Origin of the sequence: Janthinobacterium sp. BJB301, assembly GCF_002735685.1 — a bacterium.
Lineage (GTDB): Bacteria > Pseudomonadota > Gammaproteobacteria > Burkholderiales > Burkholderiaceae_D > Janthinobacterium > Janthinobacterium lividum.
In genome coordinates this window covers 611,563-625,714 of record NZ_PDZJ01000001.1, presented here as the reverse complement: position 1 = coordinate 625,714, position 14,152 = coordinate 611,563, and the positions used below count along the sequence as shown (strand labels likewise).

Annotated in this window: 14 protein-coding genes; 9 read left to right on the top strand and 5 right to left on the bottom strand. The window is 63.2% G+C overall.

Annotated elements, in window-relative coordinates; all coding sequences use genetic code 11:
- Nucleotides 1–11: 11 nt before the first annotated feature.
- The gene (gene ssuE, locus CSQ91_RS02825; protein ID WP_092610500.1) at nt 12–632 is read right to left on the bottom strand and encodes an NADPH-dependent FMN reductase; all 621 of its coding nucleotides are present in this window, start codon (nt 630–632) and stop codon (nt 12–14) included.
- 253 nt (nt 633–885) lie between these two features.
- Between ssuE and CSQ91_RS02820 the strand changes: the two genes are divergently transcribed.
- The 7 genes from CSQ91_RS02820 (at nt 886) to CSQ91_RS02790 (ending at nt 8,535) form a co-directional block, all read left to right on the top strand.
- The gene (locus CSQ91_RS02820; protein ID WP_099387325.1) at nt 886–2,100 is read left to right on the top strand and encodes an acyl-CoA dehydrogenase family protein; all 1,215 of its coding nucleotides are present in this window, start codon (nt 886–888) and stop codon (nt 2,098–2,100) included.
- Between the two features lie 21 nt (nt 2,101–2,121).
- Nucleotides 2,122–2,949, top strand: a complete 828-nt coding sequence (locus tag CSQ91_RS02815; protein WP_034785687.1) for a MetQ/NlpA family ABC transporter substrate-binding protein — start codon at nt 2,122–2,124, stop codon at nt 2,947–2,949.
- 3 nt (nt 2,950–2,952) lie between these two features.
- Nucleotides 2,953–4,344 carry an LLM class flavin-dependent oxidoreductase gene (locus CSQ91_RS02810; protein WP_034785688.1) on the top strand — a complete coding sequence of 464 codons (1,392 nt, stop codon included), beginning with the start codon at nt 2,953–2,955 and terminating at the stop codon, nt 4,342–4,344.
- 388 nt (nt 4,345–4,732) lie between these two features.
- The gene (locus CSQ91_RS02805; RefSeq protein ID WP_099387324.1) at nt 4,733–6,097 is read left to right on the top strand and encodes a hypothetical protein; all 1,365 of its coding nucleotides are present in this window, start codon (nt 4,733–4,735) and stop codon (nt 6,095–6,097) included.
- A 112-nt stretch (nt 6,098–6,209) separates the two neighbouring features.
- Nucleotides 6,210–6,992: a hypothetical protein gene (locus CSQ91_RS02800; protein ID WP_099387323.1), complete on the top strand. Its 783-nt coding sequence runs from the start codon at nt 6,210–6,212 to the stop codon at nt 6,990–6,992.
- A 65-nt stretch (nt 6,993–7,057) separates the two neighbouring features.
- Complete coding sequence (gene bla, locus CSQ91_RS02795) at nt 7,058–7,963, top strand: subclass B3 metallo-beta-lactamase (RefSeq protein ID WP_099387322.1); 906 nt, start codon at nt 7,058–7,060, stop codon at nt 7,961–7,963.
- 92 nt (nt 7,964–8,055) lie between these two features.
- Nucleotides 8,056–8,535 (top strand): META domain-containing protein, encoded by a 480-nt coding sequence (locus CSQ91_RS02790; RefSeq protein ID WP_099387321.1) that lies wholly within the window; start codon nt 8,056–8,058, stop codon nt 8,533–8,535.
- Between the two features lie 93 nt (nt 8,536–8,628).
- Here CSQ91_RS02790 and epsC read toward each other — a convergent pair whose 3' ends face one another.
- A complete protein-coding gene (gene epsC / locus CSQ91_RS02785) occupies nt 8,629–9,567 on the bottom strand; it encodes a serine O-acetyltransferase EpsC (protein WP_092610475.1) in 939 nt (312 codons plus the stop codon).
- Nucleotides 9,568–9,756: 189 nt separating this feature from the next.
- Here epsC and CSQ91_RS02780 point away from each other — a divergent pair, with 189 nt between their 5' ends.
- Nucleotides 9,757–10,932 carry a multidrug effflux MFS transporter gene (locus CSQ91_RS02780; protein ID WP_099387320.1) on the top strand — a complete coding sequence of 392 codons (1,176 nt, stop codon included), beginning with the start codon at nt 9,757–9,759 and terminating at the stop codon, nt 10,930–10,932.
- A gap of 92 nt (nt 10,933–11,024) precedes the next feature.
- Here CSQ91_RS02780 and CSQ91_RS02775 read toward each other — a convergent pair whose 3' ends face one another.
- Nucleotides 11,025–11,333, bottom strand: coding sequence for a hypothetical protein (locus tag CSQ91_RS02775; RefSeq protein WP_099387319.1), 309 nt, complete (start codon nt 11,331–11,333; stop codon nt 11,025–11,027).
- An 80-nt stretch (nt 11,334–11,413) separates the two neighbouring features.
- On the bottom strand, nt 11,414–11,854 hold the full coding sequence (locus CSQ91_RS02770; protein WP_034785695.1) for a carboxymuconolactone decarboxylase family protein: 441 nt from the start codon (nt 11,852–11,854) through the stop codon (nt 11,414–11,416).
- Between the two features lie 104 nt (nt 11,855–11,958).
- Between CSQ91_RS02770 and pdxR the strand changes: the two genes are divergently transcribed.
- A complete protein-coding gene (gene pdxR / locus CSQ91_RS02765) occupies nt 11,959–13,431 on the top strand; it encodes a MocR-like pyridoxine biosynthesis transcription factor PdxR (protein ID WP_099387318.1) in 1,473 nt (490 codons plus the stop codon).
- On the opposite strand, the gene CSQ91_RS02760 is transcribed toward pdxR, so the two are convergent.
- Nucleotides 13,400–13,990, bottom strand: a complete 591-nt coding sequence (locus CSQ91_RS02760) for a DUF1287 domain-containing protein (RefSeq protein WP_099387317.1) — start codon at nt 13,988–13,990, stop codon at nt 13,400–13,402. The genes pdxR and CSQ91_RS02760 overlap by 32 nt on opposite strands.
- Between the last annotated feature and the right edge of the window lie 162 nt (nt 13,991–14,152).

Sequence of the window (14,152 nt, the reverse complement as noted above, 5' to 3'; positions counted from 1 at the left end):
TCGGTGAATAATCAGGCGGCTTGATACTGGGGCGCGTAAGGCTGGTCTTGCAGCGAACGCACGGGCAACGGGATATCGGCGGGCACGGGCGGGCGCTGTCCCTGCAGCACGAACAGGCCGGTGGAGAGTTCCTCGATGCCGGCCTGCACGCGTTCGGCAATCGGCGCATCCAGGCTCAGGCCCCGCTCTTCATGCCACGCCAGCTGCTGCGCATTGGCGTAGATGCTGGTGAAGACTTGCTTGGCGCCCAGCGCATGCAGCACGGGACGCAGCGCATAGTCGAGCGCCAGGGTGTGGGCATGGCCGCCGCCCGTGGCCAGCGGCAGCACCAGCTTGCCGGCCAGGCCATCTTGCGGCAACAGGTCGAGGAAGGCTTTCAGCAAGCCGGTATACGAAGCCTTGTAGATGGGCGTGGCGATCACGATGGCGTCCGCGTCAGCCACGGCGCGCACGGCGCGGGCAATCGCCGCGTCGTCGTAGTCGGCCAGCAGCAAGGCTTGCGCCGGCAAGTCGCGCACATGCAGCTTGGCGTAGCTGTGGCCCTGCAGCGCCAGCTGTTCGCCGATATGCAGCAGCAGACGGCTGGAACTCGATGGGAGTTGCGGGCTACCGCCCAATAACAAGATGCTCATGTGATGCCCGTCCCTGTACGTTGTCGGATTGGAGTTGCTCGGATGCTTGCAGCCTATCGCCATCAGCAGCCGTGTAAAACGAATGCTTTCGCGCTTCGATATGCGTTTTTTGACTATCCGGGCCTGACGCCCCGCAAGCGAAGTCGCCGCTCCTTGCGCGGCTTTTTTCGCATATCCATGCGCGGTTTTCTTCGTGTACGGCGCGTGCCTGGGGGTGCAATATCGGCGTCATCGTCTTTCTGGAATGTCACCCATGTCTAGCGTTTTCCTCCATGCCGCCCGTCCCCAGCCACCTGTGCCGGAACCCCTGCAGGACGCCATCAGCATCGCAACAAAGCTGGCCGCTCGCCTGGCTGAAACGGCCAATGCCCGCGACCAGGCCGGCGGGCATGCGGCGCAGGAACGCGAATGGCTGCGCGAGTCGGGTTTGCTCACCTTGTCGATCCCCGTGGAATTCGGCGGCCAGGGCGCGTCGTGGCCCCTCGTGTACCAGGTGATCCGCATCCTGGCGCGGGCCGACAGCGCACTGGCGCATGTCTTCGGCTTCCACCATCTGCAGCTGGCCGGCCTGCAGCTGTATGGCAGCGCGCAGCAGCAGCGCCGCCTGCTCGCCTTGACCGTCGACGAGCGCCTGTTCTGGGGCAATGCCTTGAATCCCCTCGACAAACGGGTCACGGCCAGCGACAGCGACGACGGCTACCTCCTCGACGGCATCAAGAGCTTTTCTTCCGGTTCCGTGGGATCGGACTGGCTGACCGTCTCCGCCTGGCATGCGCCCACGCAAACGGCGCTGATCGCCGCCCTGCCCACGCGCCAGGATGGCGTCACCGTGCAGGCGGACTGGGATGCCTTCGGCCAGCGCCAGACGGACAGCGGCAATGTGCATTTCCACGGCGTCGCCCTGCCGCGCGAACTGGTGCTGCAGGCGCCCGCGCAGGCCGCCACGCCGCAAGCCACCGTGCGCTCGCAGATCGCGCAACTGATCATGGCCAACCTCTATCTGGGCATCGCCGAAGGCGCGTTCGAGGCGGCGCGCCGGTACACGGACGAGCAGGCGAAAGCCTGGTTTGCCTCGGGCGTGGCCAAGGCAACGGACGACCCATTGGTGCAGCACCGCTACGGCCAGCTGTGGCTCTTGCTGCGTCCCGCGCAAGTGCTGGCCGACGCGGCGGCGCAGGAACTGGAAAAGGTGTTCCACAAGGGCGCGCTGGTAACGGCGCGCGAACGGGGCTTGCTGGCCGTGGCCGTGGCCGAAGCCAAGTGCCTGGCGCACAAGGCGGGACTGGAGATCAGCAGCCAGATGTTCGAACTGACGGGCGCCCGTTCCACCTCGGCCCAGTATGGCTACGACCGTTTCTGGCGCAACGTGCGCGTGCATACCCTGCACGACCCCATTGACTACAAGCTGCGCGACCTGGGACGCTTTGCCTTGACCGGCACGGTGCCCGAACCAACCGCGTATTCATAATTCACCCACCAAGGAGCCACCATGACCATCGCCCGCCGCAGCATCCTCCTCAGCGCCCTGACCCTGGCCTTGACGGCCACCTTCGCCCACGCCAAGGACCCGAAGGACATCACCATCGGCACCAGCGCCGGGCCGTACGCGGACCAGATCAAGCTGGGCATCAAGCCCATCCTGGAAAAGCAGGGCTACAAGGTCAAGCTGGTGGAATTCAACGACTACATCCAGCCGAACTTCGCGCTGGCCGAGGGTTCGCTGGACGCCAACGTCTTCCAGCACATCGTCTACCTGAAGAAATTCGCGCTGGAGCACAAGCTGGCCCTGACGGACCTGATCACGATCCCCACGGCGCCGATCGCCATCTACAGCAAGAAGCACAAGACCCTGGACGACGTGAAGGAAGGCACGACGGTGGGCTTGCCGAACGATCCGACCAACCAGGCGCGCGCGCTGGTGCTGCTCGACCAGCTGGGCTGGATCAAGCTGCGCGCCAGCTTCGACCCCGTGCGCGCGTCGGAAAAGGATATCGCCGTCAACACCAGGAAAATCAAGCTGCTGCCGCTGGAAGCGGCGCAGCTGCCACGCTCGCTGGGCGACACCGACTACTCCTTCATCAACGGCAATTACGCGCTGGCGTCGGGGCTGAAACTGACGGACGCGCTGGTGGCCGAGAAAATCTCGCCCAACTACATCAACCTGGTGGCCATCCGCACGGCGGACAAGGACAAACAGTTCGCAAAAGACCTGGCGGCCGCCTACCGCTCGCGCGAATTCCTCGACATCACGAATAAACACTTTGCCGGCTATTCGAAACCCGACTACCAGCAAGCCTTGCAGACGGCGGCCAAGTAAGCCATGGCAAAGACGATACGCTTCAACGCCTTCCAGATGAATACCGTCGGCCACCAGTCGCCGGGCCTGTGGACGCATGCGCGCGACCGCAGCCACCGCTATACCGATCCGCAGCATTGGACGGAACTGGCGCGGCTGCTGGAAGCGGGCCTGTTCGACGCGGTGTTCCTGGCCGACGTGCTGGGCGTGTATGACGTGTACCGGGGCAGCCTCGATGCGGCCCTGGAGCACGGCGTGCAGGTGCCGCTGAACGACCCGCTGGCCCTCGTGCCCATCATGGCGCAGGCGACCACGCACCTGGGTTTCGGCGTCACCTGCGCCCTCACCTATGAACATCCCTACACGTTCGCGCGGCGCATGTCCACGCTGGACCACCTGACTGGCGGGCGCATCGGCTGGAATATCGTCACCGGCTATCTCGATAGCGCGGCACGCAACCTGGGCCTGAACCAGCAACTGGGCCACGACGAGCGCTACGACCTGGCCGACGAATACCTCGACGTCGTCTACAAGCTGTGGGAAAAAAGCTGGGACGACGACGCCGTCGTCAACGACAAGGCACGCGGCATCTATGCCGATCCGGCCAGAGTCCATCCGATCAACCATGCCGGGCGCCACTACCAGGTGCCCGGCATCCATTTGTGCGAGCCGTCGCCGCAGCGCACGCCCCTGCTGTACCAGGCGGGTACCTCGCCGCGCGGCACGCGCTTCGCGGCGCGCCATGCGGAAGCCACCTTTGTCAGTGGCCCCAGCAAGACGGTGGTGAAACGCTACGCCGACGACCTGCGCGCCGCCGTGCGGCAGGCCGGCCGCGATGGCGACGCGCTGCTGATCTACGCGCAGGCGCTGGTCATCACGGGCGCCACAGAGGAAGAAGCGCGCGCCAAGCATGCCGACTACCTGCGCCACGTGAATATCGAGGCAGCCCTCGTGCTGCTGTCCGGCTGGACGGGCGTCGATTTCAGCCGCTACCCGCTCGACGCCACCATCGACTACATCGATTCCCCGGCCGGCCGCTCAGCGCTGGCCTCGTTCAGCCAGGCCGACCCGAGTCGCACGTGGACGGTACGTGAAGCGGCCGAATACATCGGCCTGGGCGGACGCGGCCCGGTGCTGGTGGGCGATGCGCGCCAGGTGGCCGACCAGCTGGAAAACTGGCTCGACGAGACGGGCATCGACGGCTTCAACCTCGCCTTCGCCGTGGCCAACGACAGCATGGCCGACGTGGTGGAACACATCGTGCCGGAACTGCAGCGGCGCGGCCGCTACCGCACGCAATACGAGGAAGGCAGCTTGCGCCACAAGGTCTTCGGCCAGGGCCCGCGCCTGCCCGCCGATCACGCGGGCCGGCAGGTCAGCATCGCCCCCGCCAACGCCGCCTTGGCAGCGGCCTGACGCATCAGATTCCCCATTCAAGGACACCATGAAACGCAGAACCATCTTGCAACTGGCCGCCAGCGGCGCCACCCTCGCCGCTTTGCCCGGCCTCACCAAGCCTGTACCAATGCTAAAAAGGCATCCCCGCTGCTAGCGTTTGAGGCCGCCGTGCGGAATAGATAAGATAATGCTCGTCCTAGGGTTTCGCCAATTCCGGACACTTGATGATATGAGCTGAAGACGGCCGTTAGCTCCGACACGGGTCTCCGGTGACTGGCCAGTCGCACTCACACACTACACGAAAGGCCTACGCTTAAGGGTTACTTCTACCCGCGTAGCTCGGCAACTCAACTACATCTGTCTGTCGTAGAGTAGAATTGGCCAGTCCTCTGACCAACGCGACCAAATGGATATTCCTGCTCTACGCGACCTGCTTCGTCCTATCGTTGGCGACTTCAAAGATCAGTGTACCAACACGTTTATATCGGAACGCTGCATTGAGTTTGGGCTGCCAGTTCCAGACGACGTAGGCAGTAAGCGAGACCGCTGGCACGCTGCTTTCGATGCTTTGGAAGATGTAGATGTCCCCCGCTTTGCGCAAGGATTGATCGACCGGCGGCACTTGAGTCCTCAAGTGCGTAATGACGTCCAAGACATCCTTTGGAGCGATACGCCAACTGCTGTTATACCGAAACGACACCGTCGGGACATCGCGCGCGCACTGCAATCACTCGTGCTCTTTCACCATTGGGAGAACTTTGCCCAACTACTCAAAGATGTGTTTATCATCTATGAGACAGTAAGCTGGGCATCTTTAACTGGCGAGCCCACTGGAATACTCGGAGAAATTTTTCGACATTTTGTCCGCAATGAGGAAGATGCCAACGTCGAATGGCTATTCGACTACCTGACGGCGTTTGATCTTTCTGATAATCGATTTAGTGTCTTTCTCCAAGGCCTCACTTCAGCAGACGTCCAAATAGACATCGAGCACCAGATGTCCATCGTAACGGCGATGAATGTACCTCTTCACGCATGTGGCGTAGAGATGCGTCACACTGACGAACACGAAGGCTACCCGATCTTCAGCCTGATTGCCCTGCATACAGCACACGCTCGGCCGAAAAACCTTATCTTCGCATCCTCCGTTAAACCAGACATTCGTTTCCGAGACGCTGTAAACAACGACATCGAAATTGTGTCAAATGAAAACGACTGCCTCTTCTATGACAGACCAATAGGCGTGGAAGGTTTACGCTGGAAAGACTTACAACAATGGTGGGCCGAGATATCGATGGAAAAGGACCCGCAAACTGCGAAAAAGACGTTATACAAACGACTATTATCTTGCTTGCCAGAATCTTCACCACCCCAGCGCTTACTATTCACATCGTTCTACAGCTCATTCGGCAAGGATATCCCGGATTTGCCAGCACTATTACCAGAAGTCTGGTTGCACTGGGATCCCAAGACAGTGGCGCAGCGTGGTGTGCACGCACTACTCAACCATCGTATGGACTTCCTTCTGCTTCTCCCTGGCGGCGCCAGGGTAGTAATTGAAGTTGACGGGATTCAACACTATGCCGATGATACCTACCGAGCTGACACGCGCCGATATGCTCGATTGGCGGCAGGAGACCGAGAGCTCAAATTGGCAGGGTATGAAGTTTATCGATTTGGAGGGATTGAACTGCAATCCCCTGAGTCATCGATCATGGTTGAACAGTTCTTCAAGTCATTATTTAGACGTCATCACATCAGAGTGAACTGAGTTGTGACCCGCACCAGCCCGCCGCGCGCAATCTGAGGCTTGCACAGCACCGCCAGTGACAAGCCTGGGCATTCATGTTAGTTTGCCATCTTGAAAACAAACAGGCGGCTACGTGCATCTTCCTTTCCTTCCCGTTCTCGCCATCCTTGCCCTCAGCCACATCGCAGCTCACGCGGATACGCAGGCTGACACACCTGCCGACGCAGCGGCCGACACCAGCCAGTCCGTCCACGTCAGCAGCATCCGCAACCCGGAACTCAAGTCCTACCGCGTGATGGCCGCGGGCCTCGATGCCTTTGACGATCACCATGCACTGGCGCCCAGGGCACGCGAAGTGCGCTTCCAGCTGATTCCCGGCCCCGGCGTCGCGACCGATGCCCTGCGGGACGCAACCTTGCGCATCGTCGGCAACGAGACGGCGATCAGCGTGCCCCTGTCTGCAGATGGCAGCTTTGTGCTGCCCCGCAGCGCGCAAGCCGACAGCGACGACGCGGACCTGGTCACCAACCAGAAAAAAGACCGGTTCCGCTGGCAGGCCATCGTCCGCAGCGACGACGTACCGCCCGGCATGCGCCGCCTGGGCGACCTGCGCCTGCAGTGCCAGGTCGGCATCGCCATTGCCAAGAAAGAGACGCCCTTCTTGCTACGCACCCTGGTCGCCACCAAGCTGCGCACCACCGACTGGTGCTCCGCCATTGAACTCAAGATGAGCACGTACAGCGATCCGGCCATCGCCAGCGCCACCCTGCTCGATGGCGGGCGCCGCGTCGCGCTGCAGGTGAAAAATGGCGGCACGTCCTTCCTGGCCCCCTTGGGCGACACCCGCTATGCGGACGATACCCTGATAGAACTGGTGTACCTTGATGCCGCCGGTGCACCGCCCGCATCCTTGTGACCATTTGCGTCGCGCCCCGTTCCATGTCAGCATATGCCACCCTGGCACCACGGATAAGGATCGCAATGCCCCCCACTCTTATACGCGCGCTGGCACTGGCGCTGCTGGCAGGCCATGGCTCCCTGGCATTGGCGCAGGTTCCCGCCACAGCGGCCACGCCTGGCTGCGATGTCTGCGCCACCTGGAATGCGGACCAGGCGCCGTTCCGCATCTTCGGCAATACCTATTATGTGGGCGTCAAAGGCCTCAGTTCCGTGCTGGTGACGTCGCCGCAGGGCCACGTGCTGATCGACGGCGGCTTGCCGGAATCGGCGCCCAAGATCATCGCCAATATCGGCACGCTGGGTTTTCGCATCGAGGACGTCAAGCTGATCCTCAATTCGCACGGCCATATCGACCATGCGGGCGGCCTGGCCGAACTGCAGCGGCGCAGCAATGCGCTGGTGGCCGCCAGCCCGTCGGCCGCGCTGGACCTGGCGTCGGGCGAAGTGGGGCCGGATGACCCGCAATACCACGCGCTGCCCAAGTACCCGCCCGTCAAGGACATGCGCCTGGCGCGCGACGGCGGCCGGTTCAACGTCGGCCCCGTCAACCTGACGGCGCACGCCACGCCGGGCCACACGCCCGGAGGCTTGAGCTGGACGTGGCAATCGTGCGACGGCCCCCGCTGCCTGAACATGGTCTACGCAGACAGCCTCAACGCCGTCTCGCGTCCCGGCTTCAAGTTCAGCGCCAGCAGCGAGTATCCGAACGCGGTGGCGGACTTGCACCGCAGCTTCGAGACTCTGGAAAAACTGCCTTGCGACGTGCTCATTTCCGCCCACCCGGAGGCGTCGCAGCTGTGGGAGCGGCTGGAAGCGAGCGCCACGGCCGGCAGCGAGGCGTTCATCGACCCGCAGGCCTGCCGCGCCTACGTGGCGGCGGCGCGCACCGTGCTCGAGTCCCGGCTGGAACAGGAAAAACAGGAATGAGCTTGCCAGCGAGCTTGTCAACCGTGCACGCTGGCGTGGCGCCGATCTGCTACGCTGGCGGCTATCCCCTATTACGTTAACCAGGAAATACCATGTTCAAACTCGCCAGACTGATTCCCTTCGCCGCCATCGTCGCCATCACTGCCGGCTGCGCGCAAACGCCGGTGCGCAGCGACGCTGCCGCCGCCGCGCCGGGCGCCACCTCGCCCGCCAAGCCGGCACCGAAGCTGACGGGCACGCAGTGGAAGCTGAAGGAATTGAAGGGCAAGCAAGTGGTGCGCAAGACGCCCGAGCAGCGCGAAGTGACCCTGCTGCTGGCTGAAGGCCGCGCCAGCGGCAACAGCGGCTGCAACCAGATGATGGGCGGCTACACCAGCGATGGCGTCAGCACCCTGAACTTTGGACAGATGGCCGGCACCATGATGATGTGCCAGCCGCAGGACATGGACCTGGAACGCCTGCTCCTGACCACCCTGGGCGAAGTCAATGGCTACCGCTACGCCGACCAGGAATTGCTGCTGCTGAAGGATGGCGTGCCCGTGGCGCGCTATGAAGCGCTGACGGTGAAGTAAAACTGCTGCCTTCCCCCAAAGGCAAAGACTGGGGTCGTACCCTCAGGGTACGACCCCGGCATCTGTCAGGGGCTTGCTCCACCTCCACCGCACCTAATCATTGCGCATCTGCGCCTGCGATACATTGCTTTCTGGCGGCACGCTCTGCGTCAGCCACACATTCCCCCCGATAGTCGATCCCGCGCCGATGGTGATGCGCCCCAGCACGGTCGCGCCCGCGTATATGACCACGTCGTCCTCGACGATGGGGTGGCGCGGCGTGCCCTTGATCAGCGCGCCGGAAGCATCCGCGGGAAAACGCTTGGCGCCCAGGGTGACGGCCTGGTACAGGCGCACGCGCTGGCCGATGATGGCCGTCTCGCCGATCACCACGCCCGTGCCGTGGTCGATGAAGAAGGAGGCGCCGATGTGCGCGCCCGGGTGGATGTCGATGCCCGTCAGGGTATGCGCGATGTCGGCGATCAGGCGCGCCAGGAACGGTGCGCCGAGCGCGTGCAGGCGGTGCGCGAGGCGGTGGTACAGGATGGCGATGGTGCCCGGGTAGCACAGCATGATCTCGGCCACCGAGGTGGCGGCCGGGTCGCCCGCATACGCGGCCTGCACGTCCGACACCAGCAGGGCGCGGATATCGGGCAGGCTGGCGGCGAATGCGCGCGTGATGTCGCGCGCCTGCTGCGCCAGGGCCGCGTCGTCGCTGGCGGCATCCCCCTCATCGCCGGCCGGCACTGAGAACAGCAGGCCGCGCCGCACCTGTTCGCTCAGGCGGTTCAGGGTGGTGTTGAGGGTGTCGCCGACAAAATAATCGATGCTTTCGTCCGTCAGGTTGGGCCGCCCGTAATGCGTGGGGAACAGGGCCGCCGACAGGCCGTTGACGATGGTAGTGAGGGCTTCGCGCGACGGCAGTTCGCGCACCCTGCCGTTATGGCGGATCTTGTGCTTGTCTTCGCGCGAGCTGCGCAAGGCCTGGATCACGGGCCCCAGATTCCACTGGGCCGTGTCGTCGGCGGGCGCCGCGGGATAAATACTGTGCATGGCGTATCACTTCCAGAAAATGGCAAACAAGCCGGGTCGCCCAAGCATAGCGGTGGCGACAAGCGATGCAAACGAAGAATTTCAAGATTCCATATGCGAAAAACGCATATGGATGACAAACAAGGCCGGCGCAAAACCCGATTGCGTCCACTAGCGTAAAATGACGGGCTAACAAAAACACTCTTCAACATGACTAAATTATTAACATGGATTTTGGCGGGCCTGGCGATGGTCGGACCGCTTGCAATTGACACCTATCTGCCGTCGTTCCCCGCCATCGTGCAAGATTTCAATGCCAGCCCCCTGCTGGTACAGCAAACCCTGAGCTTTTTCCTGTTCACGTTCGCCTTCATGATGCTGTTTTACGGCACCCTGTCCGACTCGTTCGGCCGTCGTCCCGTGATTCTCGTCTCGCTGGTGCTGTATGTGATCGCCTCCGTGGGCGCCGCGCTGGCGCCGTCGCTGGGCTGGCTGCTGGCCTGGCGCGTGCTGCAGGGACTTTCGGCGGGCGCCGGTTCCGTGATCGGGCGCGCCATCGTGCAAGACCGCTATTCGGGCGCCGCCGCGCAAAAAATCCTCTCGCACATCATGATGGTGTTCGCGCTGGCGCCGGCCATCGCCCCCGTGCTGGGCGGCTGGCTGCAAGTGGGCCTGGGCTGGCGCTGGATCTTCTGGTTCCTGACGGCGTTTGGCGTGCTGATGTTCGTCGTCGTCTGGCGCGCGCTGCCGGAAAGCTTGCCGAAGGAGCAGCGCCACGCCTTCCACCTGGGCGATATCGCCGTCAATTACTGGAAAGTGCTGTGCCACCGCCAGTTCCTGCTGCTGTCGACGGCCATCGGCGCCGCCTTTGGCGGCTTCGCCTTGTACATCGGTTCGGCCGCCTACTTCATCATCAACATCCTGCACCTGCCGGAAACGGCGTTCGCCTGGCTGTTCATTCCATTAATTAGCGGCATGGTGTTCGGTTCGGCCCTGTCGGCGAAGATCGCCCACCGCTACAGCCAGCGCCAGATGATCTGGGCCGGCTTTATCCTGATGCTGGTGGCGGCTGCAGCCAACATCGGCTATAACTATGTCTTCGCCGCCGAAGTGCCGTGGGCCGTGCTGCCGCTGTTCTTCTACTCGTTCGCCCTGTCGATCGCCATGCCGCCGATGACCCTGATGGCCCTGAACCACTTCCCCAACAACAGCGGCCTGGCATCGTCGATGCAGTCGTTCATCCAGATGCTGCTGTTCGCGCTGGTCTCGGGCCTGGTGGCGCCGCTGCTGTTCGACAGCGCCCTGAATCTGGCGTATGGCGTGATGGCGGGATTGCTGGTGAGTTTGGTTTGCTGGGTGTTTGCGCAGGGCAAGGCTGAAGCGTAGGTCGGATTAGGTCCAAAGGACCGTAATCCGACAACATTGTTGGCGACGGACGTCGGATTAAGCGCGAGCGCTAATCCGACCTACGGCCAAGATTATGGCCACGGCGCAGGGGTGACATCAACATACTGCGCGCCACCCTGCTCCGGTTCCGCTTCATTGTTCTGCGACGGCCGGTTCAACGGCCCGGCCGGCGAACGCAAACTCAAAATCTCCTTGCGCGATTCGACGAAGTCGGCGGAACTCAGCGGATGTTGCTGATCGGGCCAGTGGCTCACGGCCCATTCCTGCAGGGTTTCAAAGCGCCGCCACAGTTCGGCGATGAAGGCGCGGCGCGCCTCTTCCTGCGCTTCTTCCTGCTGCCCCGGCGTCTTCTCGACACCCTCCCCGATATGTACCTGCATGGCTGCTCCCTGGCTGATCAATCATCTTGCCAGCCTACCCAGGGACCAGCCAGGCGTCTGTTCGCGAACGAACACAGGATTTATTCGGGCATCTTGCGGAAACCCACGGCCAGGCGGTTCCAGGTGTTGATGGAGCCGATGGCCAGGGTCACATTGACCATTTCCGCCGGCGTCAGTTCGGCCGCCAGCGCCGCGTAATCGTCGTCCGAGGCGTGGTTTTGCGGCAGCAGCGTCAACGCTTCCGTCCAGGCCAGAACGGCCCGCTCGCGCGGCGTGAAGAACGGCGTTTCGCGCCAGACGGACACGGCATACAGGCGGCGTTCCGTTTCACCGGCTTTGCGCGCGTCGCTCGTGTGCATGTCCACGCAAAAAGCGCAGCCGTTGATTTGCGAGGCGCGCAGGCGGATCAGCTCGAGCAGCGAGTGTTCCACGCCCAGCTTGGCGATCGCCGCTTCCAGCGCGTACATGGCCTTGACGGCGTCCGGCGAAGCTTGCGTGAAGTCGAGTCGTTGCTGTGTCATGATGCATTCCTTGATAGAGTAAAGATGCACTATTGTAGAAGCGCAAGCAGTACGCGCGGCAGGCCAATCCCCCCGAAAAACAGCAGACCACCAGCAGACACACCATGGTATTACATATCCTGATCGACGGCACGCGCGACCTGGGCGGCCAGCTGTACCGCCAGCTCAGCGAAGCCATCCGCTCGGGCCGGCTGACGGACGGCCAGCAATTGCCGCCCTCGCGCCTGCTGGCCAGCCAGCTGGGGCTGTCGCGCAAGACGGTCTCCGACGTGTATGACAAGCTCGGTTATGAAAAGCTGCTGGTCGGCAAAGTGGGCGTGGGCAGCTTCGTGCAGACGCCGCACGCCTCGCCGCAGCGCCGCCACGCCAGCACGCCGCTGGCCAGCGCGCAGCGCATCGCCCGCTGGGAAGCGACACCCACGCCCTTGCGCCGTGCCAGCCAGGAAGAGCCCGCGCGCTATGCCTTCATCGGCGGACGCGCCACGCCCGCGCACTTCCCGCAGGATGAATGGCGCGCCTGCATGCTGCACGCGCTGCGCCAGGGTGGACAGGCGCGCGGCCGCTATGCTCCTGTCGCAGGATTGCCGTCCTTGCGCGCGGCGATCGCCGGCCATGCCGCCTTCAGCCGCGGTATCCATTGCACCGAGGAACAAGTGCTCGTCACCAGCGGCGCGCAGCAAGCCTTGCACCTGCTGGCGCTGACCTTGCTGGAGCCCGGTGACACGGTTGCCGTGGAAGAACCCGGCTACCCTGTGGCGCGCGCCGTGTTCGCCAGCCAGGGCGCCCGCGTGGTGGGCATCGAAGTGGACGAGGATGGCCTCGTCGTCGGGCAGATTCCCGACGGTACGCGCTTGATCTATGTCACGCCCGCGCATCAATTTCCGCTGGGCATGCCGATGAGCATGGCGCGCCGACACGCCTTGCTGGAGCGGGCCCAGCAACTGGGTGCCATCATCATCGAGGACGACTACGACAGCGCCTTCCGCTACGAAGGCCGGCCCGAGGATTCCCTGCAAAGCATGGACCGCTATGGCGTCGTGGCCCATGTGGGCAGCTTTTCCAAGATCATGCTGCCGGAATTGCGGCTCGGCTATGCAGTGCTGCCGCAAGCCATCGTGGCCGCCGTGGAAACGGTGAAATACCTGAGCGATTGCCATACGGCCAGCCTCGGCCAGCATGCGCTGGCCAAGTTCATCAGCGACGGCCATTTGCTGCGCCACATACGCCGCTGCCACGACATTTATGCGGGCCGCCGCGAGCGGCTGCAACACTGGTTCAACGGTCCGTTGGCGCCGTGGTTCCGCCTCGTGCCGGCCAGCGCCGGCTTCCACGTGGCGGCCCTGGCCCAGGCGCCGCTCGACATCGCCGAATTGCTGCGCCGTGCGCGCCTGGCCGACATCAGCCTGTATGCGCTATCGGGCTTTTACCATGGCGTGGCGCGTCACGAAGGCCTGTTCCTCGGCTATGGCGCCATCGACAAGCTCGATATCGACACGGCGCTGACCCACGTGCTGGCGATCCTGCAGGAAATAGCACCGCTGGCCGTCAACGGGGCTGCCAGCGATAATGTCCCGTGATGGGATAGCTGAACAAAATATTTTCCTCGCGCGCACCCTCGCCGATGTTGTGGATGATGAGCGGCACGCCGCTCCATGACTGCTTGTCGCTGACGATGCCGATGTGCGTGAGGTTGCGCGGCAGGCGCCAGGTGACGATGTCGCCCGCGCGGTAAGCGTTCGCTTCCTTGCTTGGCGACAGGCTGGTGCCGTGGCGGGCAAAGTATGTGCCCAGGTTCGGCACGCGGCGGTGGTCGATATTGCGGTCCGGCCCCTTCATTTGCCAGCGTCCCTGCTGCTGGTACACCTGCCACGCCTTGCGCATGTCTTCGTGCACCAGCACCTGCAAATCCTGCCCCAGTTGGCGGTAGGCGCGCACGACCACGTCCGTGCACACGCCCCGCTCTATCGGCACGTCGCCGCCCGGATAGGCAAGCCGTTCGTAGCGCGGGTCGTACTGTACGGTCACGCCCACCTGCTTGCGGGCGGCGACGACGAGGGCTTGCGGGGTGGCAGGGATGGCCGACGCCAGCATGGGCGCCAGGGCAAGCATCAGGATGGGGAGCAGTTTGGTCGGCATCAACGTCGGTGATCGGATGAAAATGCCAACTTTACCGCAGCGGCAAGGAAAACGCCGTACGGCTAAGTAACCCCCAATAAATTATTGTGATTTCTGACTTCCATAACCGGCGCTCTGCGGCGTTGCCCGCTGCTAGCAGTGCTCGCACTGCGTCGCAGCGGG